This is a genomic window from Brevundimonas sp. GW821-FHT09G01 (assembly GCF_059416065.1).
The window spans coordinates 223,595-248,131 of record NZ_JBWKOL010000005.1; the positions used below are offsets into that span (position 1 = coordinate 223,595).

General features: G+C 69.2%; 22 protein-coding genes. 9 read left to right on the forward strand and 13 right to left on the reverse strand.

What is annotated here, in order from left to right; genetic code table 11:
- Positions 1–77: 77 nt before the first annotated feature.
- Positions 78–473 (reverse strand): hypothetical protein, encoded by a 396-nt coding sequence (locus tag AC07NB_RS11875; protein WP_494571134.1) that lies wholly within the window; start codon positions 471–473, stop codon positions 78–80.
- 104 nt (positions 474–577) lie between these two features.
- Between AC07NB_RS11875 and AC07NB_RS11880 the strand changes: the two genes are divergently transcribed.
- A complete protein-coding gene (locus AC07NB_RS11880; protein ID WP_494571135.1) occupies positions 578–778 on the forward strand; it encodes a hypothetical protein in 201 nt (66 codons plus the stop codon).
- On the opposite strand, the gene AC07NB_RS11885 is transcribed toward AC07NB_RS11880, so the two are convergent.
- Positions 739–1,389 (reverse strand): class I SAM-dependent methyltransferase, encoded by a 651-nt coding sequence (locus AC07NB_RS11885; RefSeq protein ID WP_494571136.1) that lies wholly within the window; start codon positions 1,387–1,389, stop codon positions 739–741. The genes AC07NB_RS11880 and AC07NB_RS11885 overlap by 40 nt on opposite strands.
- A gap of 98 nt (positions 1,390–1,487) precedes the next feature.
- Between AC07NB_RS11885 and AC07NB_RS11890 the strand changes: the two genes are divergently transcribed.
- A complete protein-coding gene (locus AC07NB_RS11890) occupies positions 1,488–1,700 on the forward strand; it encodes a ParD-like family protein (protein ID WP_291832251.1) in 213 nt (70 codons plus the stop codon).
- Entirely contained in the window at positions 1,697–2,503 is an 807-nt protein-coding gene (gene map, locus AC07NB_RS11895; RefSeq protein ID WP_494571137.1) for a type I methionyl aminopeptidase, read from the forward strand. Before AC07NB_RS11890 ends, map begins: the two co-directional genes overlap by 4 nt.
- A gap of 19 nt (positions 2,504–2,522) precedes the next feature.
- Here the strand turns inward: map and AC07NB_RS11900 are convergent, their stop codons facing one another.
- The gene (locus AC07NB_RS11900) at positions 2,523–3,476 is read right to left on the reverse strand and encodes a fatty acid desaturase family protein (RefSeq protein WP_494571138.1); all 954 of its coding nucleotides are present in this window, start codon (positions 3,474–3,476) and stop codon (positions 2,523–2,525) included.
- Between the two features lie 134 nt (positions 3,477–3,610).
- Between AC07NB_RS11900 and AC07NB_RS11905 the strand changes: the two genes are divergently transcribed.
- The 3 genes from AC07NB_RS11905 to AC07NB_RS11915 are packed head-to-tail and all read left to right on the forward strand — an operon-like array spanning position 3,611 to position 5,191.
- Entirely contained in the window at positions 3,611–4,015 is a 405-nt protein-coding gene (locus AC07NB_RS11905) for a hypothetical protein (RefSeq protein WP_291832254.1), read from the forward strand.
- Positions 4,015–4,212 (forward strand): helix-turn-helix transcriptional regulator, encoded by a 198-nt coding sequence (locus tag AC07NB_RS11910; protein WP_492312269.1) that lies wholly within the window; start codon positions 4,015–4,017, stop codon positions 4,210–4,212. The genes AC07NB_RS11905 and AC07NB_RS11910 overlap by 1 nt, the downstream gene beginning before the upstream one ends.
- A 31-nt stretch (positions 4,213–4,243) precedes the next feature.
- The gene (locus AC07NB_RS11915; protein WP_494571139.1) at positions 4,244–5,191 is read left to right on the forward strand and encodes an alpha/beta fold hydrolase; all 948 of its coding nucleotides are present in this window, start codon (positions 4,244–4,246) and stop codon (positions 5,189–5,191) included.
- Here AC07NB_RS11915 and AC07NB_RS11920 read toward each other — a convergent pair whose 3' ends face one another.
- The 4 genes from AC07NB_RS11920 to AC07NB_RS11935 all read right to left on the reverse strand — a co-directional run bounded on the left by AC07NB_RS11920 (position 5,192) and on the right by AC07NB_RS11935 (position 11,196).
- Complete coding sequence (locus AC07NB_RS11920) at positions 5,192–6,040, reverse strand: DUF3298 and DUF4163 domain-containing protein (RefSeq protein WP_492312271.1); 849 nt, start codon at positions 6,038–6,040, stop codon at positions 5,192–5,194.
- 11 nt (positions 6,041–6,051) lie between these two features.
- Positions 6,052–7,047, reverse strand: a complete 996-nt coding sequence (gene ubiA / locus AC07NB_RS11925) for a 4-hydroxybenzoate octaprenyltransferase (protein ID WP_494571140.1) — start codon at positions 7,045–7,047, stop codon at positions 6,052–6,054.
- Positions 7,048–7,224: 177 nt separating this feature from the next.
- A complete protein-coding gene (gene ligD, locus AC07NB_RS11930; protein WP_494571141.1) occupies positions 7,225–9,822 on the reverse strand; it encodes a DNA ligase D in 2,598 nt (865 codons plus the stop codon).
- A gap of 60 nt (positions 9,823–9,882) precedes the next feature.
- Positions 9,883–11,196, reverse strand: coding sequence for an ammonium transporter (locus AC07NB_RS11935; RefSeq protein WP_492312274.1), 1,314 nt, complete (start codon positions 11,194–11,196; stop codon positions 9,883–9,885).
- Between the two features lie 313 nt (positions 11,197–11,509).
- Here AC07NB_RS11935 and AC07NB_RS11940 point away from each other — a divergent pair, with 313 nt between their 5' ends.
- Entirely contained in the window at positions 11,510–14,308 is a 2,799-nt protein-coding gene (locus tag AC07NB_RS11940) for a M16 family metallopeptidase (RefSeq protein WP_494571142.1), read from the forward strand.
- Positions 14,309–14,372: 64 nt separating this feature from the next.
- On the opposite strand, the gene AC07NB_RS11945 is transcribed toward AC07NB_RS11940, so the two are convergent.
- Together AC07NB_RS11945 and AC07NB_RS11950 are read right to left on the reverse strand one after the other, a co-directional pair.
- Complete coding sequence (locus AC07NB_RS11945; RefSeq protein ID WP_492312276.1) at positions 14,373–15,392, reverse strand: NAD-dependent epimerase/dehydratase family protein; 1,020 nt, start codon at positions 15,390–15,392, stop codon at positions 14,373–14,375.
- Positions 15,393–15,411: 19 nt separating this feature from the next.
- On the reverse strand, positions 15,412–17,076 hold the full coding sequence (locus tag AC07NB_RS11950) for an alpha-glucosidase (protein WP_494571143.1): 1,665 nt from the start codon (positions 17,074–17,076) through the stop codon (positions 15,412–15,414).
- A 147-nt stretch (positions 17,077–17,223) separates the two neighbouring features.
- Here AC07NB_RS11950 and AC07NB_RS11955 point away from each other — a divergent pair, with 147 nt between their 5' ends.
- Positions 17,224–18,516 (forward strand): sugar MFS transporter, encoded by a 1,293-nt coding sequence (locus AC07NB_RS11955; RefSeq protein ID WP_291832265.1) that lies wholly within the window; start codon positions 17,224–17,226, stop codon positions 18,514–18,516.
- 108 nt (positions 18,517–18,624) lie between these two features.
- The gene (locus AC07NB_RS11960) at positions 18,625–19,212 is read left to right on the forward strand and encodes a hypothetical protein (RefSeq protein WP_494571144.1); all 588 of its coding nucleotides are present in this window, start codon (positions 18,625–18,627) and stop codon (positions 19,210–19,212) included.
- 6 nt (positions 19,213–19,218) lie between these two features.
- Here AC07NB_RS11960 and AC07NB_RS11965 read toward each other — a convergent pair whose 3' ends face one another.
- From AC07NB_RS11965 to AC07NB_RS11980, 4 genes are all read right to left on the reverse strand, one after another.
- The gene (locus AC07NB_RS11965; protein WP_291832267.1) at positions 19,219–20,535 is read right to left on the reverse strand and encodes an O-antigen ligase family protein; all 1,317 of its coding nucleotides are present in this window, start codon (positions 20,533–20,535) and stop codon (positions 19,219–19,221) included.
- Positions 20,536–20,611: 76 nt separating this feature from the next.
- Positions 20,612–20,836, reverse strand: a complete 225-nt coding sequence (locus tag AC07NB_RS11970; protein WP_291832268.1) for a hypothetical protein — start codon at positions 20,834–20,836, stop codon at positions 20,612–20,614.
- 134 nt (positions 20,837–20,970) lie between these two features.
- Positions 20,971–22,245, reverse strand: coding sequence for a hypothetical protein (locus tag AC07NB_RS11975; RefSeq protein ID WP_494571145.1), 1,275 nt, complete (start codon positions 22,243–22,245; stop codon positions 20,971–20,973).
- Positions 22,242–24,521, reverse strand: coding sequence for a GumC family protein (locus tag AC07NB_RS11980; RefSeq protein ID WP_291832270.1), 2,280 nt, complete (start codon positions 24,519–24,521; stop codon positions 22,242–22,244). The genes AC07NB_RS11975 and AC07NB_RS11980 overlap by 4 nt, the downstream gene beginning before the upstream one ends.
- Positions 24,522–24,537 lie beyond the last annotated feature (16 nt).

Here is a 24,537-nt window from a genome sequence, read left to right on the forward strand (position 1 = left end):
CCGTCCTCCCTCGCCTCAGACCGTGAGCGAAGCCGTAACGCGGTCCGGACGCAAGGGATGCGCCCGATTTAGGCCTGCTAATTCGGTCGGCGGTCCAGCCAGGCGTCGATCTGGCCGACGCCCGCTTCCGTGGCGCGGCGGCGCTCGGTCGCAGAGCGGCGCAGGGCCTGTTCGTCCTCCGGCGCGCGCAGGGCGCGGGGCGCGGAGGAGACGTAGGGGTCGGCGGTGCGGCGGCTCTGGAGATCCATGCGGTTCAGCCGGGTCTCGAGTTCGAGCTGACGCGCGGTGGCCTCGCGCTGGTCCGCCTGCAGGCGCAGGCGATCCATCTCGTACCGGTGCTGCTCGGCCTGCCAACGGTGCTGCTCATAGGCGGACGCGCCCGGCGGCGGGATTTGGGCCAAGGTCTGGGCCTGGGCGACATTGGCCAGCAACAGCGGCGCGGCGACGGCGGCGAGGATCAGGGCGCGGGTCATGATCCGAAGGTGGTCCCGCGAGGCCGGATATCCAAGCGTGGCCGGAACCGGACCGGCCCGATTCCGGTTGTGGAAATGGAGCGTCGTCCGCAAAGGAGCCTGCGGTGACCACTTCCCCCGCTGATCCGGGTTTCAGCCGCGATCCGGAACTGGAACAGGCGCGCGGAACCGGGCGTCCGGCGAAGTCGGAGATGTCGGGCGAGGATCACTCAGATGATCCGGCCCCCGAGCGGCATATCCATTTCTCGCCCGATCCCGAGCAGGATCAGGCCATCGACCAGACCGACGAGCGCTTGATCTCCTGATCCTCGAGCTCGCGCGTGGTCTTCACGCGGTATTCGGCGAGGAAGTCGAGGCCGGTCTTTGGGAAATAGGTCCGGCCCGGGTCGCCGATCAGGACGCGGGTTCCGTTGGCGCGGGCCTGGCCCAGCCAGTCCAGCACCCGTTCGGTCATCGGCGCCTCATAGCAGACGTCGCCGGCGCAGATGACGTCGACCGGCGGCGGCGGGGCGTCGAGCAGGTCCTGGTCAGTGAAGGACAGGGCGACGCCGTTGGCCTGGGCGTTCAGCGCCACCGCCGCCGCGCAGAACGGATCGATATCCGCGCCGAGGGCGGAGACCGCGCCCGCCTTCATCGCCGCGATGCCGACCAGTCCCGAGCCGGTGGCGAAGTCCAGCACCCGCTTGCCCGCGACCTCCTGAGGATTGTCGAGCAGCCAGCGCGCCACCGCCTGTCCGCCCGCCCAGGCGAAGGCCCAGAAGGGCGGCGGCAGGCCCAGTTCGCCCAGCTCTTCCTCGGTCAGGCGCCAGATCGGCGTGATCTCGTCGGCCAGCCACAGCGAAATCTCCGGCGCATGCGGCACGGCCTGCAGCCGGGTGTTGGCGAGGATGAAGGCGGTCGGGTCAGTGATGGCCATGGTGCTCCCTAGCACGCCGGGCGACGCGTAACCCGGCTTGCCGCGCGGCACGTTCGGCTATATGAAGCGTATACGTATCGTATATTCAGGAGCGCCCGATGGGGATCGTCAACATCGAGGATGAGCTGCACGAGCAGCTACGCCGGGCCAGCCGGGCGTCGTGCCGGTCGATCAACGCCCAAGCGGCGTTCTGGATCAGGATCGGCATGCTGGGCGAGCTGAATCCTGGCCTGACCTTCCAGGAGCTGGCGGCGCGCGAGCTGAAGGCAGCGGGCGTCGGCGCCGCCGATCTGACGGGCGCGGCGGCGTGATCAAGACGCCGGCCGAGGTCGAGGTGATGGCGGAGGCCGGGCGCCTGCTCGCCTCGGTGTTCGCCCATCTGGATGCGCTGCCCCTGGCGGGCATGGACACGCTTCAGGTCAACGATCTGGTCGAGGCCTTCATCGTGGAGCGGCTTCAGGCCCGCCCCGCCAGCAAGGGTCAGTACGGCTACGGCTTCGTGCTGAACAGTTCGCGCAACGCCGTCGTCTGCCACGGCGTGCCGTCGCGCGACGATGTCCTGCGGGACGGCGACATCGTCAATTTCGACATCACGCTGGAGAAGAACGGCTTCATCGCGGACTCCAGCAAGACCTATCTGATCGGCGAGGTGGCGCCTCCGGCGAAGCGGCTGGTCCAGACCACTTATGAGGCGATGTGGAAGGGCATTCGCGCGGTGCGTCCGGGCGCGACCCTGGGCGATGTCGGGCATGCGATCGAACAGCACGCCAAGCGCGCCGGCTATTCGATCGTGCGCGACTACTGCGGCCACGGCATCGGGCGCGAGATGCACGAGGCGCCGCAGGTGCTGCATTTCGGAAAGCCGGGGACCGGCCTGAAGCTGCGCGAGGGCATGGTCTTCACCATCGAGCCCATGCTGAACCAGGGCCGCCGGACGGTGCGCACCGAGGCGGACGAATGGACCGTCGTGACGGAGGACGGGAAGCTGTCCGCCCAGTTCGAGCACACGGTGGCGGTCACCCGCGACGGCGTCCGCGTGCTGACCCTGCGGGCGGAAGAGGCGCGGCCCACCCGCGAGCGGCGGCGCGCCGTGGGGAGACTGGTCGGCCGATAGGGCCGCGACGCCAGATGGCTTAGGAGGGGTTCCGGGCGCTGGCCGCGCGCAGCACCTCGACGTAGCCGCCGGCCACCTCCATCCGCTCGCCCTGCGGCTTGCTCCGTACGGCCCGATGCAGGGCCGGCAGCCGCCAGCAGGGGACGTGCATGAACAGGTGATGCTCGGCGTGGAAATTGACCCAGTAGGGGGCGATGAAGGCGCGCTCCCACCAGCTTGCGCGGGTGGTGCGGGCGGCGCGGAAGGGGTCTTCGGCCGAACCCTCGACGCAGGCGTGTTCGGCGATGTTGCGCAGGCGGGTGACCATCGGGAACCAGGTCGCCATCGGCAGCAGCCACAGCACGAAATACGCCCACCAGATCCCCGCCAGCGTCAGCCCCGCCAGCAGGGCCAGGTTGACCAGCAGGAAGGGCAGGATCGAACGCCCGGTGACGATCGCCTCATAGTCATGATCGTCGGTGGCTCTTGCCGCCCTGGCGCCGCGCATTGCGGCCAGCGGCAGCAGCACCCGCTGCTTGAAGAAGGTCTGGCCGGTCAGGTCGCGCACGATCTTGCGGCGCAGGGAGGCGGGCGAGACGGGGAAGGGCGCCGACAGCACCAGATCCGGGTCCTCCGGCTGCTGGGCGAAACGGTGGTGCGACAGGTGATAGGGGCGGTAGGCGCCGAGCGAGGCGCCGATCGGCACGGCGCACAGCCAATGGCCGAGAAAATCGTTCAGCCGCGTGTTCGTCGACAGGCCGCCGTGCGCCGCCTCGTGCATCAGGATGGCCAGACCCAGCTGGCGCGTGCCGATGACGGCCACGCAGATCGGGATCAGCAGTGGCCACAGCACGCCGACGGCGACCGCCAACGCGATGACGCCCCAGCAGTGCGCGACCAGCAGCGGCCCGATCCAGGCGCGACGCGTCTGGAACGGCACCCATTCCTGGGGCGTGAACAGATCCGTCGGACGGGCGCGGGGCGCGGCGGGCATGAGGCCAGGATACGTCCGTCCGGTCCGTGCGCAAAGAGGACGGTCCATTGTCGGGCGATCCTGACATGAAGTCAGGTTGACATGACATTTTAGTTGTGTAAGGTCAGCCTTACATTCAGTCAGGAGAAGCTGTCATGATCAAATCCAGTCCCGGTTGGACGCCCGCCGCGCGCCGGTACGTCTTTCGCACCCTTGCCTTCATGGGCGGCTATGTCGCCATCATCATCGCGGTGTCGTCCAATGCGTTCGACGACATCCGGAACACCCCGGCGGCCTGGGCGCTGGCTCTAACCGTTTCGGCGCCCGTGATCGGCCAGATCTGGGCGACCCTTGCCCTGATGCGCGAGTCGGACGAGTTCGTACGGGCGGTGACCGCCAAGCAGTTCATCGCGGCCACCGGCCTGACCATGGCCGCCGCCACCGTGTGGGGTTTCGGAGAGACCTTCGCGGGCGCGCCGCACATTTCGACCTGGCTGATCTACCCGGCTTTCTGGGCCTCGTTCGGGCTGGTCGCGCCGTTCATTCGGGCTTCCAACTGATGAAGAACCGTCTGAAGCTTCTGCGGGTCGAGCGGGACTGGACCCAGGAACAGCTCGGTCAGGCGCTGGGCGTGTCCCGGCAGGCCGTGAACGCGCTGGAGACCGAGAAACACGACCCCTCGCTGGACCTGGCCTACCGCATCGCGGTGCTGTTCGGCCGGCCGGTCGAGGACATCTTCGAGAATCCCCACGCCTGACGCCGTCAGGCTCATCTTCAAGGACATCGTCATGCTGCATCACCGCCACTTCGTCGGGCGTTCGACCTTCCGCGCCCTGTTCATGGCTTCCGCCGCCGTCGCGGCGATCGGCGGGGGCGTCCTGTTCGCCACCGACGTGTGGGCCGAACCGGCCGCCGCAACGGCGCCCGCCCCCTTCGTCTCAGACCGGCTGTCGGTCGAGGTCGTGGGCCAGGGGCCGGACCTGATCCTGATCCCCGGCTTCGGCTGTTCGCGGGAGGTGTGGCGCGCCGAGGCCGAGCGGCTGAAGGCGACGCATCGGGTGCATCTGGTGCAGCTGGCCGGCTTCGCCGGTGAGGCCTGGACCCACGGCGACGGCCCGTTCGTCCAGCCGGTCGTCGATGACCTGGCCCGCTACATCCGCGAGCAGGGCCTGACCGCCCCCGCCGTCGTCGGGCATTCGATGGGCGGCCTCAGCGCCCTGATGCTGGCGCAGCAGAACCCCGACCTGGTCGGCAAGGTGATGACCGTCGACAGCCTGCCGTTCTTCAGCGCCCTGTTCGGCCCGCAGGCGACGGTCGAGGGGGCGCGGCCCTACGCCGAGCAGGCCGCCGCCGGAATGCTGGCCGCCGACGACGCGAGCTTCCGGGCCGGGCAGGTCCGCGGCGCGGTGGGCTATTCGCGCGATCCGCTGACGCGGGAGCGGATGGTGGAATGGAGCATGGCGAGCGATCGTCACGCGATGGCGGCGGCGATCCGCGACGTCATGCTGACCGACGTCCGACCCGGACTGGCGACGATGACCACGCCCGTCTGGGCGCCCTATGCCTCGGACGCCGACGGCGGCGCGCCGGCCGCGATGGCGGACGCCCTGTGGCGGCAGGAGTACGCGACCCTGCCGGGCGTGCGCCTGACCCGGGTCGACGGCAGCCGCCACTTCATCATGAGCGACCAGCCGGCGAAGTTCGCCGAACTGATGGATCAGTTCCTGGCGAACTAATTAGCGAGCGGGGCCGGCGACGGGGGTGACGTCGCCGGCCTTGGCCAGCCGCCCCCCGAACTCATCGGCGTAGCCCACGGCCAGCAGCGACCGGAAGGTGGTCGCCGGGATGGCGATCTCATAGGCGCCCTCGACGCGCGGTCCGACCTGATAGGGGCCGATCAGGAAGGTCAGGCCCGCCGCCTTGCCCGGCGTATCGCCCGGCGTCAGCACGAACTCGGTGACCGCGGCGCGCGGGCAGGAGCCCGGTTTGTCGCCCAGGTTGATGGACGCGCTGTCGGGCACGCGGGCGCGCTTGGCCGTGTTGATCGCCGAGCACAGGGCCTGATCCAGCACCGTCAGGTCGGCGCCGCGCCGGAACAGGTCAGTGAAGCCGATCTGCCGCTTCAGCGCCTTGTCCCACAGGATGCCGCCGGTCAGGGTGTTGGGATTGGCGCCGCCCGAATAGTCGAAGTCGACGCGCTTGAGGCTGAACAGCTTGCTGGTCTCGCCCGCGACGGTCAGTTCGACGATCTTCTGGTAGAGCGGAATGTCGGCGTCATCGCCGGCCTCGGTGCGGGCGCCCTGGGCGCCCTCGATGAACTGACGCAGTTTGCGGACTTCCTCGGCGTAGAGGCGGGCGTGCAGGTCCGTCTGGCTCTTCAGCCCCTCAGGCAGTTTCAGGCTGACGTCGGCCCACGGCGTCTTGGACGCGAAGGTCATGGGGGCGGCGGCGTCGGCCGGGGTCTCCACGGCGCCGGCGGCGGGCGGAGCGGCGGGGGCCTTGTCCGTTTCGCGGTCGCGGTTGCAGGCGGCCAGGGTGGCGGCGACCGCGGCGGCGATCAGAAGTGCGCGAACGGGGGAGGACATGCGGATCTCCTTCAAAGCGGAAGCTGCACAGAACCGAGGATGATGGCGAGAAGCAGGACCAGCCCGGCCTCCCGGTTCGATTTGAACAGGGCCAGGGCGAACGGGCCGTCGTCGGGCCGGATGGATCGGGTCTGCCACGACAGATGCAGGGCGTAGCCGGTCAAGCCGACGTAGAAGAGCGGGCCGAGCCCGGCCAGCAGGCCCGCCAGCGCGGCGAAGACAACCGCCAGCAGGTAGAAGACGCCGACGCCGAGACGCACGTTCGAACCGAGGCGGCGGGCCGAGGACTTCACCCCGACCATGGCGTCATCCTCGATGTCCTGCAGGGCGTAGATGGTGTCGTAGCCGAGGGTCCAGAAGACGCCGCCCGCGTAGAGGGCGAGGGCGGTGAGGGCGAGAGGGCTTGTCGCCCCGAACGCCGAGACGACATTCAAGTTTCCGGTGTCGAGCACCACCGCCCAGCTTCCTGCCGCCGCCGCGAAACCCATCAGGGCGCCCCAGTTGAAGGTCAGGCCCAGCCAGGCCTGGGGCCACCAGGTGATCCGCTTCATGAAGGGGTAGGCGGCGACCAGCAGCAGGGAAGCGACCCCGAGAAGGATGGCGGTCAGATTCAGGGTCAGCAGGATCAGCAGACTGACCAGCGAGCAGGCGGCGGTGAAGGCCAGCGCTTTCTTGACGCTGATCCGGCCCGAGGCGACCGGGCGGGCGGCGGTGCGGGCGACCTTCACGTCGATGTCGCGGTCGACGATGTCGTTGAAGGCGCAGCCGGCGGCGCGCATCAGGCAGGCGCCGATGGCGAAGCCGGCGACGAGCCACAGGTCATAGACGCTGGAGGTCCGGCGCTCGGAGGCGAGCGCCAGCGCGATGCCCTGCCAGCCGGGCAGCAGCAGCAGCCAGATGCCGATGGGCCGGTCGAAGCGGCCGAGCTTGAGCCAGGGCTTCAGCCCCTCCGGCGCATGGCGGTCCACCCAGTTCGATCCGGCGTCAGGAAGCGGGGCGGAAGTCATGGCCGAGGTTGTAGCGGGTCGAGGCGGGAAGGGGAAAGGGAAGAGGCGGTTTCTCCCTCCCCCTCGTGGGGAGGGATGTCGGCGCGAAGCGACGACAGGGTGGGGTTCGTATCCGGGCGCCCGGCTCCCCATCCGTCCCGCTTCGCGGTCCACCCTCCCCAGAAGGGGAGGGAGAATTCAGAGCTCCAACCGCTTCAGCACCGGCCGCAGGTTGGTTTCGGCGGACCGGAAATCCTTCCAGGGGTCGGGCTTCTTCAGCAGGGCGGCGGCGTCCCGAAGCGTGAAGGCCCTCGGATCGAGGCCCTTCTTCACCTGCCCCCAGGACAGGGGGAAGGCGATGCCGGCGCCGGGGCGGGCGCGGGGGGACCAGGGGGCGACCGCCGTCGCCATCCGGCCGTTGCGCAGATAGTCGAGGAAGATCTTTCCGCCCCGGGCCTTCTTGGCCAGGGTCGTGGTGAAGCGGTCGGGATCGGCGGCGCGGACCCGTTCGCTGACGGCCTTGGCGAAGGCCTTGCACTGATCCCACTCGATGCGCGCCCTGGCGTCGGCGCGGATGGGGACGACGACGTGCAGTCCCTTGCCGCCGGTGGTCTTCACGAAGGGCGTCAGGCCCAGGGATTCCAACTCGGCCTTCACCACCCTGGCCGCCGAGACGACGTCGTTGAAGTCCAGGCCTTCGTCGGGATCGAGGTCGAAGGTGACCTGTTCCGGCGTCTCGGGATTGCCCGGCTTGCAGCCCCAGGGGTGCAGCTCCAGCCCGCCCGACTGGCCGATGGCGACGAGGCCGCCGACATCGACGACGCCGACGTAGGGTTTGCGCTCCTTGACGTCGATCAGCTTGAGGCGAGGGTTGGAGCCGGGCATGGCGTGGCGCTGGAAGAACTGCTCGCCCGCGATGCCCTCGGGCGCACGGATGATGGAGACCGGGCGGTCCGCGACGTGCGGCAGGATGCGTTCGGCGGCCATTTCGTAGTAGCGGACGAGGTCGGCCTTGGTGATGGCCTCATGCCCGTCCGAGGCGGGCCATAGCACCTTGTCCGGACTGGAGATGCCGACCCCCGCGACGACCAGCTTGCCGGGCTTGGCCTTTTCGCCGGGGATGGTGAGCTGGGGCGGAGCGGCGACCTTGCCCCTGGTCGCCTTGGGCTTTGCGGGCTCCTGAGGTTTGTCGATGACCTCGGCGGCGGACTTATCCTCGCGCAGGCCCTTGAAGGCCGCCTGGCGCAGGGTTCCACTGTCGGTGTAGCCGCCGTGCTCGATCTCGGCGACCAGGACGGGCTTGAGCCAGTGGACGGTGTGCGGACCCGAGCGGGGGCGCTTTGGCGCCGCCTTGCCGATGAAGGGGCTGGTGTCCGACGCGGCCTTCTTAAGGGCGGGCATCAGGGTCTTGAGGATCGGGGCGGAATAGCCTGTGCCGACGCGGCCCAGATGACGCAGGCCGCCCTTCTCCTTCACCCCGACGATCAGGGAGCGGAAGCGGTCGCCCTCGGCGGTCCAGCCGCCGATGACGACTTCATCGCCGCCCCGGCATTTCGATTTCAGCCAGGTCGAGGTGCGGCCCTCGCGATAGGGTGCGTCCAGCTTCTTGGAGATGACGCCTTCCAGGTCCATGCGGCAGGCGCTTTCCAGGACCGCCGCCCCGGTCGAGGCGAAGTGGTCGACGTAGCGGATGCGCGACCGGGCGGCCTTGGGGATGCGGTCGATGTAGGCCTGCAGCCGCGCCTTGCGGTGAGACAGGGGCAGGCCGCGCAGATCTTCCGGCCCCTCGAACAGCAGGTCGAAGGCGAAGTAGATCAGGTCGCCGGTGTCCTCGTCCGAGATCGCCGCCTGCAGGGCCGAGAAGTCGGGCATGTGGTCCGCGGCCAGGGCGCACAGCTCGCCGTCCAGCACGGCGTCGGGCCAGCGGGCGGCGTCGGCGGCGTGCTCCGGGAATTTCTTCGACCAATCGAGTCCCTTGCGGGTGCGCAGGGTGGCGCGGCCGCCGCCGGCGGCGACCTGGAGGCGGTAGCCGTCGAACTTGATCTCATGCGCCCAGCCCGCGCCGCCGGGCGGATAGTCGGTGATCTTGCACAGCTGGATGGGGACGAAGGCGTGGGGCTTCTTCGCATGGGCGGCGACGGCGGGACGGGCCACGGGTTTCGCGGGCCCCTTGCGTGCGACCGGTTTTGACGAGGTCCACTGCGTCTTGCCTTCGGCGATCTCGGCGAGGCTGCGGCCGGTGGCGATCGAGGCGTCGATCTCCATGTTGGCGTCGCCCTCGCCCGGGACGGCGTACGGGTCCTTCTCCTTGATCAGCAGCCAGTTGGCGCGCTTGCTGGGCTTGCCGCGGTCGGTTCGCAGGCGGACCAGCACCCATTTGCCGGACAGGCGCTCGCCATGGAGCACCATCTTGATCTCGCCCTTCCTGAAGGCGGCGTCGACATCGTCGGACTGGGGCTCCCACTCTCCCGTGTCCCACATCTGCACCGTGCCCGCGCCGTAGTTGCCGGACGGGATGGTCCCCTCGAACGCGCCGTAGTCGAGCGGGTGGTCCTCGACCTCGACCGCGAGGCGTTTGACGGCGGGGTCGCGCGACGGGGCCTTGGTCACGGCCCAGGACTTGAGGACGCCGTCCAGCTCAATGCGGAAGTCATAGTGCAGCCGCGTCGCCGCGTGGCGCTGGATCAGGTAGCGCAGGCCGGTGGTCTTCGCCCTGCCTTTCTTGCCGACAGGCTCGGGCGTGGCGGTGAAGTTCCGCTTCTTCTTGTAGGTGTCGAGTTCGCCGCGAGCCGTCATGGCGAGTCGAACGCGAGTGGGACGGGAGCGTTGCCATTCCTCCCCGTTGGGGAAGGAGTGCTACTGGTGAATCGTCTCCCCGTGCTGGGTGTAGTCCAGCCCCTCGATCTCCTCTTCCTTCGGCACGCGCAGCCCGACGGTGTATTTGCAGATCATCAGGATCACGAAGGTGCCGACGCCCGACCAGGCGATGACGGCGGCCAGGCCGATGATCTGGTTCAGGATGTTGGCGTTGGCGGCCGCCGGATTGATGGCGGCGGTGGCCAGAAGGCCGGTCAGGACGGCGCCGACGATGCCGCCCACGCCGTGCACGCCGAAGGCGTCCAGGCTGTCGTCATACTTCAGGGCGCGCTTGAGCCAGACGGCGCCCGCATAGCAGGCCGGACCCGACAGGATGCCGATGATGAAGGCGCCCTTGGGGTCGACCAGGCCGGCGGCCGGGGTGACGCCGACCAGGCCGGCGACGATGCCGGACAGCAGGCCCAGCAGGGTCGGGCGCTTGTGGTCGATCCACTCCACGGCCGTCCAGCCGATGGCGGCCGCCGCGGCGGCCAGGATGGTGTTGAAGGCGGCCACGGCGGCGATGCCGTCGGCGGCCCAGGCCGAGCCCGCGTTGAAGCCCAGCCAGCCGACGAACAGCAGGCCGGTGCCGATGGCGGTGAAGGCCAGGTTGTGCGGCGCCATGTTGTCCCGGCCGAAGCCCTGGCGCGGTCCCAGCACCAGCGCGGCGACCAGGCCGGCGACGCCGGCGTTGACGTGGACCACCGCGCCGCCGGCGAAGTCGAGCACGCCCAGCGAGCCCATCCAGCCGCCGCCCCAGACCTGATGGCAGATCGGCGCATAGACGATCAGGTGCCACAGGAAGAAGAACAGGATGGAGGCCGAGAATTTGATCCGCTCGGCGAAGGCGCCGGCGATCAGGGCCGGGGTGATGATGGCGAAGGTCAGCTGGTAGGCGATCCACAGGAACTCGGGCAGGCCGGGCGCCAGGCTGTGCGCGGTCGAGGGGGTGACGCCGTTCAGGAAGGCCGCCTGGAAGCCGCCGATGAAGCCGTTGGTCGCCTCGGGGCCCGTCCCGAACGACAGGCTGTAGCCGACCGCGAACCACAGCACGGTGACGATGGCCAGGGCCGCGGTGGAGTGGGCGATGGTGGCGATGACGTTCTTGCGCCGGACCATGCCGCCGTAGAACAGCGCCAGACCCGGCAGGGTCATCAGCAGCACCAGCGCCGTCGACGTCAGGATCCAGGCCGACGAGGCCTCGTTCAGATCCAGCGCCGCCTGGTGGGCCAGAAGCGGAGCCGCGGGCGCGGCGAGCGCCGGACCGGCGACCAGACAACAGAGGGCGGCGAGGGCGAGCGATTTGCGGATCATGGGCGCGGTGTCCGGAAGCGGGATGTCAGAAATCTCGGCCCGAACCGCGTTCGACGCCGCGGATAGGGATAGGACCCTATTGCGGCGCCGCAGGCAATTCATTTCGTGTGCGGTGCAATACTTCGTTTCTCGCTGCACGGATTGAGGTTGGAGCGCATCACTGTGCACGGACCGGTCTTTGGGCCTCGCAACTGCGAAATGAACCTCGGAAGGTTACGAATCTGAAATGTCATTTCGCTTGCGAGCGGATCGCAGCTGGATACCACTGTCATCGCCCGGCTCGCCGGGTCGTCTCAATTCAGGGGGTCTCCGCATGCGTTCGTTCCGTCCCGTTCTGCTGGGGGGCGCCGCCGCGGCCGTCCTTCTGGCGTCCGCCTTCCAGGTTCAGGCCCAGGTCGCCGCCTCCGTGGCCGCCTCGCCCGCCACGCAGGAACGCCTCGCGCCGCTGCCGGACGTCGACATCCCCTTCACCCGGTTCGTGCTGAACAACGGCCTGACGGTGATCGTCCACGAGGACCACAAGGCGCCGATCGTGGCGGTGAACATCTGGTATCACGTGGGCTCCAAGAACGAGCCGGCGCGCCGTTCGGGCTTCGCCCACCTGTTCGAACACCTGATGTTCAACGGGTCCGAGAACTTCAACAACGACTTCTTCAAAGCGACCGAACTGCTGGGCGCGACCGATCAGAACGGCACGACCAACAACGACCGCACCAACTATTTCCAGAACGTCCCGACCTCGGCGCTGGACAGCCTGCTGTGGCTGGAAAGTGATCGGATGGGCCACCTCGTCGGCGCGATCGACCAGGCGCGCCTCGATGAGCAGCGCGGTGTAGTTCAAAACGAAAAACGCGAGGGCGAGAACCAACCCTATGGCCGCGTGTGGGATCTGATCACGGCCGCGACCTATCCGTCGGACCACCCCTATGGCCACACGGTCATCGGCTCGATGGACGATCTGGAAGCGGCTTCCCTGGACGACGTGAAGGCCTGGTTCCGCGACTATTACGGCGCGGCCAACGCCACCATCGTCCTGGCCGGCGACATCACGCCGGAAGAGGCGCGCGCCAAGGTCGAGCAGTATTTCGGCGACATCCCTTCGGGACCCCCGGTCACCCAGCCGGCGCGCATGATCGCCCGCATGGAGGGCGCGCAACGCGAGGTCATGTACGACCGCGTCGGCCAGCCGCGTCTGTACAAGGTGTGGAACGTGCCGCCGGGCGGCGAGGCGGACACCCACTACCTGGGCATGCTCGGCCAGGTGCTGGCCTCAGGCCGCACGTCGCGTCTCTACAAGCGCCTGGTGTTCGATGACCAGGTGGCGACCAGCGTGTCCGCGCGGGTTTCCGAACGCGAGATCGGCAGCCAGTTCACGGTCGTGATCACCGCCAAGCCGGGCCAGGACCTGGCCAACATCGAACGCATCGTCGACGAGGAAATGGCCCGCCTGCTGCGCGACGGCCCCACGGCCGACGAACTGGAACGCGCCCGCACGGCCGTCGGCGCGTCCTATGTCCGGGGCCTGGAACGGATCGGCGGGTTCGGCGGCAAGTCCGACCGCCTGGCCGCGAGCCAGGTTTTCCAGGGCGATCCGGCCGCGTGGAGAGTGGGCTACGAACGCCTGCTGAACGCCACGCCGGCCAATCTGACCGCCGCCGGCCGCGAGTGGCTGACGGACGGCAGCTACGCGCTCGAGGTTCGCCCCTTCCCCGACTTCACGGTCGCGGCGACGGGCGCTGATCGGACCCACATGCCGACGCCGGGCGCGGCCCCGCAGGCCGACTTCCCCAATGTCGAGCATTTCACCCTGTCCAACGGGCTGAAGGTGGTGCTGGCGCCGCGCACCGGCGTGCCAACCGTCAGCATGAACCTGATCGTCGAGGCGGGATCCGCCGCCGACCCCGCCGGAAAGAACGGCGTGGCCGCGCTGACCCCCGCGGTGATGACCAACGGCACCGACAGCCTGACCGCGCTGGAGATCGGCGACCGGGCGCAACTGCTGGGCGCCTCCATCGGGGGGAGCTCATCGGTGGACTACACCAGCATCTCGCTGAACGCGATCGAGTCGCGGCTCGAGCCGTCCCTGGCGCTCTATGCCGACATCATTCAGCATCCCGCCTTCCGCGCCGATGACTTCCAGCGTGCGCGAGCCCAGCAGATCTCCGGCATCCAGCAGAGCAACCGGAGCCCCGGCGCCATCGCCAGCCGCGTGATGGTGGCGTCCGTGTTCGGGCCGGAGCACCCCTACGGCCGCCCGGCCTCGGGGACGGAAGCGACGGTGAACGCCCTCAGCCCGAGCGACGCCGAAGCCTATCACGCCACTTGGTTCCGTCCGGACAACGCCACCCTGGTGGTGGTCGGCGACACCACACAGGCCGAGCTGGTTCCGGCGCTCGAACGGGCGTTCCGCACCTGGCGCGCGCCCGCCGCGCCGCTGCCGGTCAAGCCCGCCGCGCCGGCGATGCCCGCCAGCCACGCCCCGCGAATCTACATCGTGGACCGCGCCGGTCCGCAGTCGTCGATCATCACGGGCCGCCTCGTCGCGCCCTTCGATCCGGCGACGGAAGGCCCCATCAGCGTCGCCGACACGGCGCTGGGCGGTGCCTTCACCAGCCGCATCAACATGAACCTGCGCGAGGACAAGCACTGGTCCTACGGCGCCGGCTCCTTCGTCGGCATCGCGCGCGGCGAGCGGCTGTTCCGCGTCTCCTCCGGGGTGCAGGCCGACAAGACCGCCGAAAGCATCGCGGAGATCCATCGGGAACTCAGCGAAGTGGTCGGTTCGCGTCCGCTGACCGAGGCGGAGATCTCGGCGGTGCGGTCCAACCTGGTGCTGGGCATGGCCGGAGGCTGGGAGACCAACGCCGCGGTGGCCGACGACCTGACCCGGATGGTCGTCTATGGCGTGCCGGAGAACTACTACGACGGCTACGCCGCTTCGGTGAACGGAACGACCCCGCAGTCGGCCTCGGTCGCGGCGCGCGCCCTGGTCGGCGAGGGGCCGACGACCTGGGTGGTGGTCGGCGACCGCGCCCAGATCGAGCCGAAGATCCGGGCGCTGGGGATCGGCGAGGTCGTGGTTGTCGATGTGAACGGCCAGCCGGTCCAGTAAGGATCGGTCAAAGGCTGAAACGGAAAGGCCCCGCCGGCGACGGCGGGGCCTTTCTCGTTCGGGATCAGACCCCGTAGAAGTCCCGGTACCAGTCCACGAACCGCTTCACCCCGACCTCGATGGGGGTGGAGGGAGCGTAGCCCAAGGCGGCGCGGGTCTCGGTCACGTCGGCCTCGGTGCGGGTCACGTCGCCGTCCTGGACCGGCATCAGGTTCAGCTCGGCCTTGCGGTCCAGCGCCTCTTCCAGCACCGCGATGTAGCGCATCAGCTGTTCGCGGCGGCCGGCGCCGAGGTTGAGAATGCGCCACGGGGCGACCCCGCTGGTGGCCGGGTTCGGCGCCTGCGGGTTCCAGTCGGGATCGACGGCGGCGGGCTTGTCCAGCGCGGCGATCACGCCCTCGACGATGTCGTCGACATAGGTGAAGTCTCGCTCCATCTGGCCGTGGCCGTAGACGTCGATCGGGCGGCCTTCGAGGATGGCGCGGGTGAATTTGAACAGCGCCATGTCCGGGCGGCCCCACGGTCCATAGACGGTGAAGAAGCGCAGGCCCGTCGAGGGGAAGCCGAACAGGTGGGAATAGGAGTGCGCCATCGCCTCGTTGGCGATCTTGGTGGCGGCGTAGACGGTCAGCGGATGGGCCACGCCCTGCTTCACTGAGAAGGGCAGGGCGCCGTTGGCCCCGAAGGCCGAACTGGTCGAGGCGAAGACCAGGTTCTCCGCCTTCACCGCCCGCGCGCCCTCCAGCACGGTCAGGAAGCCGACCACGTTTGAATCTACGTAGCTTTCGGGGTGTTCCAGGCTGTAGCGCACGCCCGCCTGCGCCCCGAGATGGACGATGCGGCGCGGCTTCATGCCTGCGAACAAGGCGGCCATGCCGTCGCGGTCCGCCAGATCGAGCGTGTGGTGCAGGTATTTCGGATGCGCCTGCAGCCGCTCCAGCCGGGCGTGTTTCAGCGCCGGGTCATAGTAGCTGTTCAGGTTGTCGACGCCGATCACGGTCTCGCCGCGCGCCAGCAGGCGCTCGGCGGTGTGGAAGCCGATGAAGCCGGCTGAGCCGGTGACGAGGACGGGGCCGGAGGTCATGGTCCTGCGTTACTCCGGGTTACGCGGCCACGCCAGTATCGGGAGCCAGCACACGGCCCGAAAGCGGCGCGACTGGCCCCTCGGGCCCATTTACCGCTTCCATGACGACCCAGCCCTCGGGCCCCGTCCAGTCGATGGTCTCGTGCCCGAGGTTGAAGACGCAGAGCCGTCGTTCGTCGCCGAGGCTCCGCTCAAAGACGAGCAGGCCATCGGGGGCCTCGAGCACCCGCATCGACCCGTGCGTCAGGGCGGCGTTCGCCTTGCGCAGGGCGATCAGACGGCGCGTCACGGCCAGCTGCGACGTCGGGTCGGCCTCCTGCTGGTCCACCGCCAGCGGCAGGTGGCGCGGGTCGATGGGCAGCCAGGGTTCGACGGTGGAGAAGCCCGCATGCGGCGCGTCCGCCGTCCACGGCATCGGCGTGCGGGCGCCGTCGCGGCCCAGGGTCTTGGGCCAGTTGGCGATGGCTTCGGGATCGACCAGCCGGTCGAACGGCACCTCGCCCTGCGGCAGGCCCAGCTCCTCGCCCTGGTAGAGGAAGACGGCCCCGCGCAGGCAGACCAGCAGCAGCGCCATCAGCCGCGCCATGGCCGCCCGGTCGCGGCCCTCGGCCCAGCGGGAGACGGCGCGCGGCGCGTCGTGGTTGGAGAAGGGCCAGGACGGCCAGCCCTGTCCCGGCCGCCCGTTCCAGACGGCGGCGGTCCCCTTGACCAGATCGGGCGTCAGGGCCGGGGCGTACAGATAGGTGAAGCCGTAGGCGCTGCTCAGCCGGTCCTGCCCCTCGGTATAGGCCTGCATCTCCGCATCGGCGCGGTCGCCCGGCACCTCGGCCACGGTGAAGCGGCCGCCGTGGCTGTCGGTCAGCGCGCGCAGCCGCTTCAGGAAGTCGACGATGCCCGGCTGGGACTGGTTGTGGATCTTGTCCTGGAAGTCGAAGGGCCGGGTGCGCGGTCCGCCCGGCGGCAGGGGCGGATTGTCGGTCAGCGCCGGGTCGTGCATGGCGAAATTGATGGCGTCGAGACGGAAGCCGTCCACGCCCCGCGCCAGCCAGAACCGCACCACGTCCAGCAGGGCGTCCTGCACCGCCGGGCTGTGCAGGTTCAGCTGCGGCTGCTCAGGCAGGAAGTTGTGCATGTAGTACTGGCCACGCCGGGCGTCCCAGGTCCAGGCCGGACCGCCGAACACCGACTGCCAGTTGGACGGCGGCGTGCCGTCCGGTTTGGCGTCGGCCCAGACGAACCAGTCGGCCTTGGGATTGTCGCGGCTCTGACGGCTTTCCTCGAACCAGGCGTGGCGGTCCGAGGTGTGGGCGAAGACCAGATCGATCAGGACCTTCAGCCCCAGGGCATGCGCGCGGGCGGTCAGGGCGTCGAAGTCGGCCAGGGTCCCGAACACCGGATCGACGTCGCAGTAGTCGGCGACGTCATAGCCGAAGTCCCTCATGGGCGAGGTGTAGAAGGGGCTGAGCCAGACCGCGTCCACGCCCAGCGAGGCGATGTGGTCCAGCCGGGCGGTGATCCCCGGCAGGTCGCCGACGCCGTCGCCGTTCGTGTCGGCGAAGCTGCGCGGATAGACCTGATAGATGACGGCGCCGCGCCATGGGTCGGCGGTTTCGGCGGGGGCGGCGGCGGTCCGGTCGGTCACGCGGGGCTCTTGGTCAGCAGCCGGATCAACCGGAACGCCCATCTTCCCCGCCCTGATCGTGTCCGCAAGGGCCGAATCCAGCCCACTTTTGGTTACGAATTGCCTCAAAGCGCTGGACGCGGGCTTTTCTGGATGAAACCAAGGCTGTCAACGGCCGCGCAGAGTGAGGCGCCGGTCATGGGGAGTGAAATGACAGATCAAACCAGCGCGCCACGGCGTGGCACGGGTCTCGCCTTTGCCTATGTGACGACCCTCTTCTTCGCCTGGGGCTTCGTGACCTCGCTGATCGGTCCGCTGATCGCGGCGGTGCGGCGGGTGTTCGAACTCAGCTACGCCGAAGCGACCCTGACGACGTTCGCCTGGTTCATCGCCTACGGCATCGCGTCGATCCCGGCGGCGGCCATCGTCGGCCGGCTGGGTTACAGCCGTTCGATCATCGCCGCCCTCGTGACCATGGTCATCGGCTGCCTGATCGTGCCGGCGGCCACCCTGATCGACTGGTATCCGGGCGTGCTGATCGCCCTGTTCATCATCGCCTCGGGCGTCACCATCCTGCAGGTCGCCGCCAACCCGCTGGTGGCCGCCCTGGGCACGCCGCGCCATTCGCATGCGCGTCTGAACTTCTCGCAGTTCTTCAACTCCCTGGGCACGACGCTGGGGCCGGCGATCGCCGCGCCGATCTTGCTGACCGGCGGGGTTTTCGCCGCCGACGCCCTGATCACCGATCCGGCGACGCGGGCCGAATCCCTGCGCAGCATCGACTTCGCCTTCCTGGCGGTCGGCGCCTTCTTCGCCCTGGTCGCGGTCTTCATCTTCACCGCCCGCAAGGCCATCAATGCTTCGGCGCCCGCGACGACCGCCAGCGACCGCGCCTCGCCGTTCGTGGCGCTGAAGTCGCCGTGGGCCGTCTTCGGCGCCGTGGCCATCTTCTTCTACGTCGGATCGGAAGTGGCGATCGGCGATCTGCTGACCAACTTCCTGCACAGCCCGGACATCCTGAATGTGCCGCTGGCCACCGCAGGCGGAATGCTGTCCTGGTACTGGGGGGGCGCCATGGTCGGCCGTCTGATCGGCAGCGGCCTGATGCTGACCAAGGTCAAGGCCAGCGTGCTGCTGATCGTCAACACCACGATCGCCGCCCTTCTCTGCCTGATCGTGACCCAGACGAACGGACCGACGGCGGCCTACGCGGCCATCGCCATCGGCCTGTTCAACTCCATCATGTTCCCGACCATCTTCACCCTGACGCTGGAGCGGTCGACCGCCCCGGTGCCGGCGACCTCGGGCCTGCTGGTGTTCGGCATCATCGGCGGCGCTATCCTGCCGCCGATCGCCGGTCACATCGCCGACAGCTCGGCGACGCTGAACCCGGTCTTCTTCGTGCCGATGGTCGGCTATCTGATCCTGATCGTCTTCGCCTTCGCGGCGTCGAGGGCCAAGGTCCGCAACGCCGAGGCCGCGGCGACGCCCGGCGGTCACTAGCCAGGCGCAAAACGAACGCCGCATGGGCCGTCGGGGGAGACCCCGGCGGCCTTTGCGCATTCAGAAGGACGCGCCCTAGACTGCGGCGTGTCAGTCCCCGGGGTCCGCATGCTCTCTCGTCTCGTCCGCGCCCTCATTCCCGGCCTGGTGCTGGCCATGCTGGCGGGACCGGCGCTGGCGGCGGTGACGGTGACCTTCTACGCCCACCCCGGCGCGCGGGTGCGGGGCGGATACCTGCTGTTCCCCCATGCCTATGTCCAGGCCGCCGGCACGCTGGACGAGACGGGCGAGGCGGTCGACTGGGCGGCGGGCTTCACCGCCCGCAACCCGGGGCCGCAGCTGCTGTTCATGCGCGACAAGGGCGTGGTCCTGTCGCCGGACGCCCGCTACGTCGATGAGGGAAAGCCCTATTTGACGCTGACGGTGAGCGACGCGACGTACCGGGCGATCCGGGACCGGGCCGACTGGTGGAATGGACCCGAGGGCTGGGTCTATGACCTGAGACGGCGCAACTGCATCACATTTATCGCCGACCTGGCCCGGGTGGCGGGCCTGCGGACGGCGCCGGAGCCGTCGATGAAGCCGGGCAGCTTCCTGGAGGCCACGGCGTCGTTGAATCCGCAGGCCGCATGGCGGGAAGAGCAGGAGACACCGCCGGCCCCGGACATCGCTCCGGCCGTGCCGATCACGGACTGAGCGGCCTCAGGCCAGTTCGCGGTCGGTCGGCTTTCCGGCTTTTTCGAGGATGGCGGCGCACAGGGCGAACAGGACCGCCAGGGTGGCCGTGCGCAACGGATAGTCGACGGCGGAATGGACCAGCATGGCCAGCAGGGCGATGCTGGCGGCGCGCTGCAGATCCCGCTCGCGCGACGGTCCGGCCTTCCACGCGGCCCACAGGCGGCGGCCGTACCAGACCAGGAAGGCCAGGATCAGCGCTGCGCCGGGCCAGCCGGCCTCCAGCCAGGTTTCCAGATACTCGTTGTGGGCGTGGTTGAAGAAGGTAGCGTCCAGCTTCTCCAGCGGTTCGACCGAGCGGAACACCGCGTCGAAGCTGCCGACGCCCGAGCCGAGCGGCAGGAAGGTCTCGGCCGCCGAGGCGACGACAGGCCAGCCCTCGAAGCGGCCCTCGGGCGCGGATTGAACGTCGAAGCGGGCCAGGATGGGGGGCAGGGCCAGGATGGCCACCGCGGCGACGGCCGCCGCGACGCCGCCGGTCAGGGCCAGCAGGCCGGGGCCCGGGCGGCCGCGGCCCGCCGCGATCCAGGCGGCCAGCAGGCTGACCAGGGCGATGGGGCCGAACAGGATGACGCCGGCGCGGGACCGGATGGCGGCCAGGCCGACGACCACCAGACCCATGAACAGGGCGCCGAACCACAGCGGCAGGCGCTGTTCGCTGCGTCGGCGCAGGACAGCGGCCCCGAAGACGGCGGCGAAGGGCAGGCAGGCCAGCAGCAGGGTCGCCAGATGGTTGCGGTTGGCGAAGAAGCCGGTCACCGACCCCGCCGAGGTGGTGGTCCACGGATAGAGCCGCTCGCCGCCGCTGGCCAACTGGGCGGCGCCCAGCAGCACCGCGATCACGGCGGCGGCCAGGTAGAAGGCCACCATCCGCGTGGTCTGGGCCTGGGACGACGACAGCACGGCCAGGAACAGGGCGGCGGGCGGCAGAATCGCCAGAACGGACTGCCACGTCAGGTCCGGGGTCAGGGTCAGCGGGGCCCAGCCGGGCTGGAGACCGGCCAGTTGCAGGGCGAGAACCATCTCGTCCCGTCCAGGCAGGCCGGTCCAGATCGCGGGCGGAAGCGGAATCAGCTGGATCAGGGGGATGGCGGCCAGGCCGCCCAGCAGAGCCAGGGCGAACCGATGCTCGCGCCACAGGCCGGAACGGATCAGCCGATCAGCGCTCATGATCAGCAGGGGCAGGGCGGCCAGTTCAACGACGGCCAGCCGCAGGGCGTGTTCGCGGCTGGCGCCGCCGAAGACAAACGAAAGGGCCAGCAGGATAGCCGCGGCGATTGCCACAGCGTCCCACTGGCCCTTCAAAACCTTATTCGGCACGCGTTACGACTGCATCAGGCGCAGCGCGGACCGGGTCGGCTTAGTCGCTTTCCGAGTCGTCGTCCGAAGCAACAACGACGACCGCCACGATCACGGCAGTGCCGATGAGCAGGACGGGCAGCGGAATGCCGGCGAATTCCGACGAAGCGTCGGCGCGAGCGCCAACGCGGTCACCCACGCGGGCAACGGCCGAAGTGTTGGCGGCGGCAGCTTGGCCAGCCACGAGCAGCAGGCCTGCCGTGACAGCGGCGATGGTCTTACGCATGCTAGATCCCCTTCTAATCAGGTCTTTGGTACGGGCTGGCCCGCGACGTATCGAGAATGGGTATAGGCGGCGAAGGTTTCAAAAGCAATACGATTCAGGTGCTCAGCGAAGTAAATGAGCCACGAAACCGCCCTTTAGTTCGCCTCCGGAGCGATTGGCGCGATCGCCACCCGGTCAAGCCACACGGCGGTTCGCTGACGCTTGTCGCCGGAACGGGTCTCGAGGCGCAGCCATTGGGCCGTGCAGGTCGAGGGCACCGAGAAGGTCGTGCTGAACGGGGTCCAGACCTGGGCGCCGGGCGCCGCCGCCGGCGCCGAAAGGATGCCCAGATCGCCGGGCGCGCAGGTCAGGGTCAGGGCGAGGCGGGCCGCCGGATCGCCTTCTTCGACGCGGGATTCAGCCGACAGACGGTAGCGGCCGGGCGCCAGGAACAGTAGCTGTTCGGCGATTCTCGAGGCCGAATAGCCGTCGTAGTCGACGCGTAGGGCCGGGTCGGCGGGGCGGACGTCGTCCGGCACGATCTCGGTGATCACCCCGGCGTCCTGGGCGAGGCGCCACTGGAAGGGTTCCGGCGCCGAGGCGTCGCCGAAGCCGCCGTTGCTGACGAGCGGCGGGCTCGGGGGGCGGTTCAGGCGTGTACGGACGACGCGCACGGCTTCCAGCTGCCCCTTCTCCACCAGCTGGTAGTAGAGCTGGCGCAACTCGTCATTGGTCAGTGGCGCCTTGCCGGCCTGCAGCAGGACGGCGAGGTTGACCGCCACCTGAAGTCCGCGCGCGTCCGCGAACAGGCTTTCCAGATAGGCCTGGCGCCATGACGGCCGCGCGGACAGCAGCACCGCCACCTCCGGCAGGGCCCGGGCGGTGTCGACCGTGGCGGCGACGGTGAACAGCTCGAACACCCGGGGCTGGATGTCGTCGCGGCGCCGCACCAGGGTGTCGGCGTGAGCGAAGGCGGAGGCGTAATCGCCCTGCTTCAGGCGATGCTCGACCAGCCAGGCGTGGGACGGGTCATCGCGCAGGCTCCAGTTGCCGGCGAGAGTCAGGATGTCGTCAGCCACGCCCTCGCGCCCGGCCTTGGCCTCGGTCAGGCCGACCACGCGCAGCGCCCGCACATCGAAGGGCGACCGGGCCAGCGCTTCCCGCGCTAGGTCGGCGGCCTGCCTGAAGCGAACGGGATTGGAGCCTTCCTGCCCGGCGACGAGCTCGCTCTCGGCGGCGCGGCGCAGGACCAGGGGCGACGTGGGCGCCAGCCGAAGGGCGATCTCGGCTGGAGCGCGCTGGATCAAAGGCTGGATCACGACCTGCCAGCCCAGCAGAACGCCGCCGGCGATCAGGACCCAGGAAGCCGCTTCGGCTACCCGGCCGCGCTTGCGCGCCGGGGCGGCGGAAAGGTCCGCCTGATCCCTCAAGCGGGCTTGCCCTTCTTGCCCTTGGTCCCGCGCTCGCCTTCGGCGCCGTAATTGTAGTCGTATGCGTAGTCGTACCCACCGTAGGTGGTGGTCTTGGCGTTGAACTTGGTCAGCACGGCGCCGAGCAGACGGGCGCGGCCCATCTTCAGGCGACGCAGGGCGCCGCGGGCCTGACCGCGACGGGTGCCCTTCGATTCCAGCACGAACAGGACGCCGCCGACCGCGGCCGCCAGCAGGGGCGAGTCGGCGAAGCCGAGGACCGGCGGGCCGTCGACGACCACGTGATCGAACTTGTCGCGGGCGTCGTTGAGGAACTGACGCAGGCGGTCGCCGCCCCACAGCTCGGCGGGGTTGGGCGGCAGCGGGCCGCAGGGAATGAAGTACAGATTGTCCTGGCGCGTGCGCTGGACGACGGAGGCCAGGTCCGACGAGCCCGACAGCACATTGCTCATCCCGCGCTCGTTATCGACGCCCACGAGCCGGTGCATCGACGGATTGCGCAGGTCGCCGTCGACCAGCAGCACGCGCTTGCCGATACGGGCCAGGTTCAGCGCCACGGCGTAGGCCGTGGTCGACTTGCCTTCGGCGGGGCGGGCGGACGACACCAGCAGGCTGGCCGGCGCGCCCTCGGGCGTCGAGAACTGCAGCGCCGTTCTGAGGGAGTAGTAGGCTTCGGAGAAACCGGATCGGATGTCGGCCAGGGCGGCCGCCGTGGTCTGGCCCTTGTCGAGCAGCGGCACCACGCCGAGCACCGGCACGGCCAGCTTCTTCTCGACGTCGTCCGGGGTGGCCAGGGTTTCGTCCAGCGCTTCCAGCACCAGGGCGGCGACGACGCCCAGGCCCAGACCGAACAGGGCGGCCAGCGCCAGGTTGATCATCATGTTCGGCTTGGACGGCGTGGCCGGCGGCGTCGCGTTGTCGACGATCGAGATGTTGTTGGACGTCACGTTGCCGGTGACGCCGACTTCCTTGTAGCGCTGCAGCAGGCCCTCGTAGAGCGTCCGGGTCGTATCCAGCTCGCGTTGCAGGATGTTGTACTGGATCGAGCGGTCACGCAGGTCGAGCACGTCGCCCTTCAGGCCGTTGACCTGGCCCTGCAGCGAACGCTCCTGATTGGCGGCGACCACATACTGGCTCTGGATCGAGGAGCGGATGTTGGCGGCCAGCGTCTGGATCTGGCCGTCGATCTCGGTGATCTGGCCGCGCAGGCGGACCATCTCCGGATAGTCGGGCTGATAGAGGCTGGACTTCTGCTGGTACTCGGCCTCGAGCTGGGCGCGTTGCTCGCCCAGGCGCTGGATCGAGGGGTTCTGCAGCACTTCCGGCAGCGTCATGACTTCCGAGGTGCGGGCGGAGCGCCAGCGTTCCTCGGCGGCGACGCGGGCGGCGCGGGCCTGGGCCAGGGAGGAGTTCAGGGCCACCAGGTTGTTCGAGGCGAGCGACTGCGAGCCGCCGCCCGAGGAGTCGGCGCCGCCTTCGGACGGTTCGCCGACGTTGATGATCTGCTGGTTGGCGGCGTAGGCGACCAGCTGGCGCTCGGCCTCCTCGAGGCGGCCCTTGGTCTGGGCGATGCGCTCTTCTAGGAATTCGCGGGCATAGGCCGACGACTGGAATTTGCGGTCCAGGTTGGCCTGGATGAAGTTCTCGGAGAAGCCGTTGGCGACCCGCGCCGCGACGACCGGATCGGGGTTGTCGAAGCCGACGGCGACCAGGCGCGAACCGCGCACCGGCGTGACGCTGAGGTTTTCCTGCACATAGTCCAGGGCGGCGTTGCGGCGACGTTCGGCCTGGGCGGCGGCCGAGCCGTTGCGGGCCGGAGGCTCCACGCCGAGGTTGGTCAGAGCCTGATCCGAGCTGGCCAGGCCGAGGCTCTCGACGACGCGCTCGGCCAGCGAGCGGCTGCGCAGCAGGCCGTACTGGGTCTGGAAGAACTCCTCCCCCTGCGCCATGCTTTCGCGCGGATTGACGTCTTCGGTCGAGTTGAAGATGCGCGCGGCTTCCCGATCGATCTGGAGGGTGGCCTGGGCCGTATAGATCGGCGTCATCAGCAGGGTCAGGGCGGCGCCGACGGCCAGGGCCCCGAGGAAGCAGCTGATGATCAGGATGCGATGCTTGAGCGCCAGACGCCAATAGGCCCCCAGATCGAAGACGGGCGCATCCTCGACTTCCTGATGCCAGGCGCCTTGGCGACCGTCTTCAAGAGCCGGTTCGCCGAAACCTGATGCGCGGCCGGAGCGCGCATTGCGATCGTCAGCGAAGTGATTGTCGCCCAGCATAATGCCATCCGCAAAT

Coding starts and splice junctions, on each gene's coding strand:
- AC07NB_RS11875 (WP_494571134.1), bottom strand. CDS start 473: ATGACCCGCGCCCTGATCCTCGCCGCCGTCGCCGCGCCGCTGTTGCTG.
- AC07NB_RS11945 (WP_492312276.1), bottom strand. CDS start 15,392: ATGACCTCCGGCCCCGTCCTCGTCACCGGCTCAGCCGGCTTCATCGGC.
- AC07NB_RS11920 (WP_492312271.1), bottom strand. CDS start 6,040: ATGTCCTCCCCCGTTCGCGCACTTCTGATCGCCGCCGCGGTCGCCGCC.
- AC07NB_RS11955 (WP_291832265.1), top strand. CDS start 17,224: ATGACAGATCAAACCAGCGCGCCACGGCGTGGCACGGGTCTCGCCTTT.
- AC07NB_RS11940 (WP_494571142.1), top strand. CDS start 11,510: ATGCGTTCGTTCCGTCCCGTTCTGCTGGGGGGCGCCGCCGCGGCCGTC.
- AC07NB_RS11900 (WP_494571138.1), bottom strand. CDS start 3,476: ATGCCCGCCGCGCCCCGCGCCCGTCCGACGGATCTGTTCACGCCCCAG.
- ligD (WP_494571141.1), bottom strand. CDS start 9,822: ATGACGGCTCGCGGCGAACTCGACACCTACAAGAAGAAGCGGAACTTC.
- AC07NB_RS11915 (WP_494571139.1), top strand. CDS start 4,244: ATGCTGCATCACCGCCACTTCGTCGGGCGTTCGACCTTCCGCGCCCTG.
- AC07NB_RS11905 (WP_291832254.1), top strand. CDS start 3,611: ATGATCAAATCCAGTCCCGGTTGGACGCCCGCCGCGCGCCGGTACGTC.
- AC07NB_RS11950 (WP_494571143.1), bottom strand. CDS start 17,076: ATGGGCGTTCCGGTTGATCCGGCTGCTGACCAAGAGCCCCGCGTGACC.
- ubiA (WP_494571140.1), bottom strand. CDS start 7,047: ATGACTTCCGCCCCGCTTCCTGACGCCGGATCGAACTGGGTGGACCGC.
- AC07NB_RS11910 (WP_492312269.1), top strand. CDS start 4,015: ATGAAGAACCGTCTGAAGCTTCTGCGGGTCGAGCGGGACTGGACCCAG.
- AC07NB_RS11890 (WP_291832251.1), top strand. CDS start 1,488: ATGGGGATCGTCAACATCGAGGATGAGCTGCACGAGCAGCTACGCCGG.
- AC07NB_RS11935 (WP_492312274.1), bottom strand. CDS start 11,196: ATGATCCGCAAATCGCTCGCCCTCGCCGCCCTCTGTTGTCTGGTCGCC.
- AC07NB_RS11970 (WP_291832268.1), bottom strand. CDS start 20,836: ATGCGTAAGACCATCGCCGCTGTCACGGCAGGCCTGCTGCTCGTGGCT.
- AC07NB_RS11980 (WP_291832270.1), bottom strand. CDS start 24,521: ATGCTGGGCGACAATCACTTCGCTGACGATCGCAATGCGCGCTCCGGC.
- AC07NB_RS11885 (WP_494571136.1), bottom strand. CDS start 1,389: ATGGCCATCACTGACCCGACCGCCTTCATCCTCGCCAACACCCGGCTG.
- AC07NB_RS11960 (WP_494571144.1), top strand. CDS start 18,625: ATGCTCTCTCGTCTCGTCCGCGCCCTCATTCCCGGCCTGGTGCTGGCC.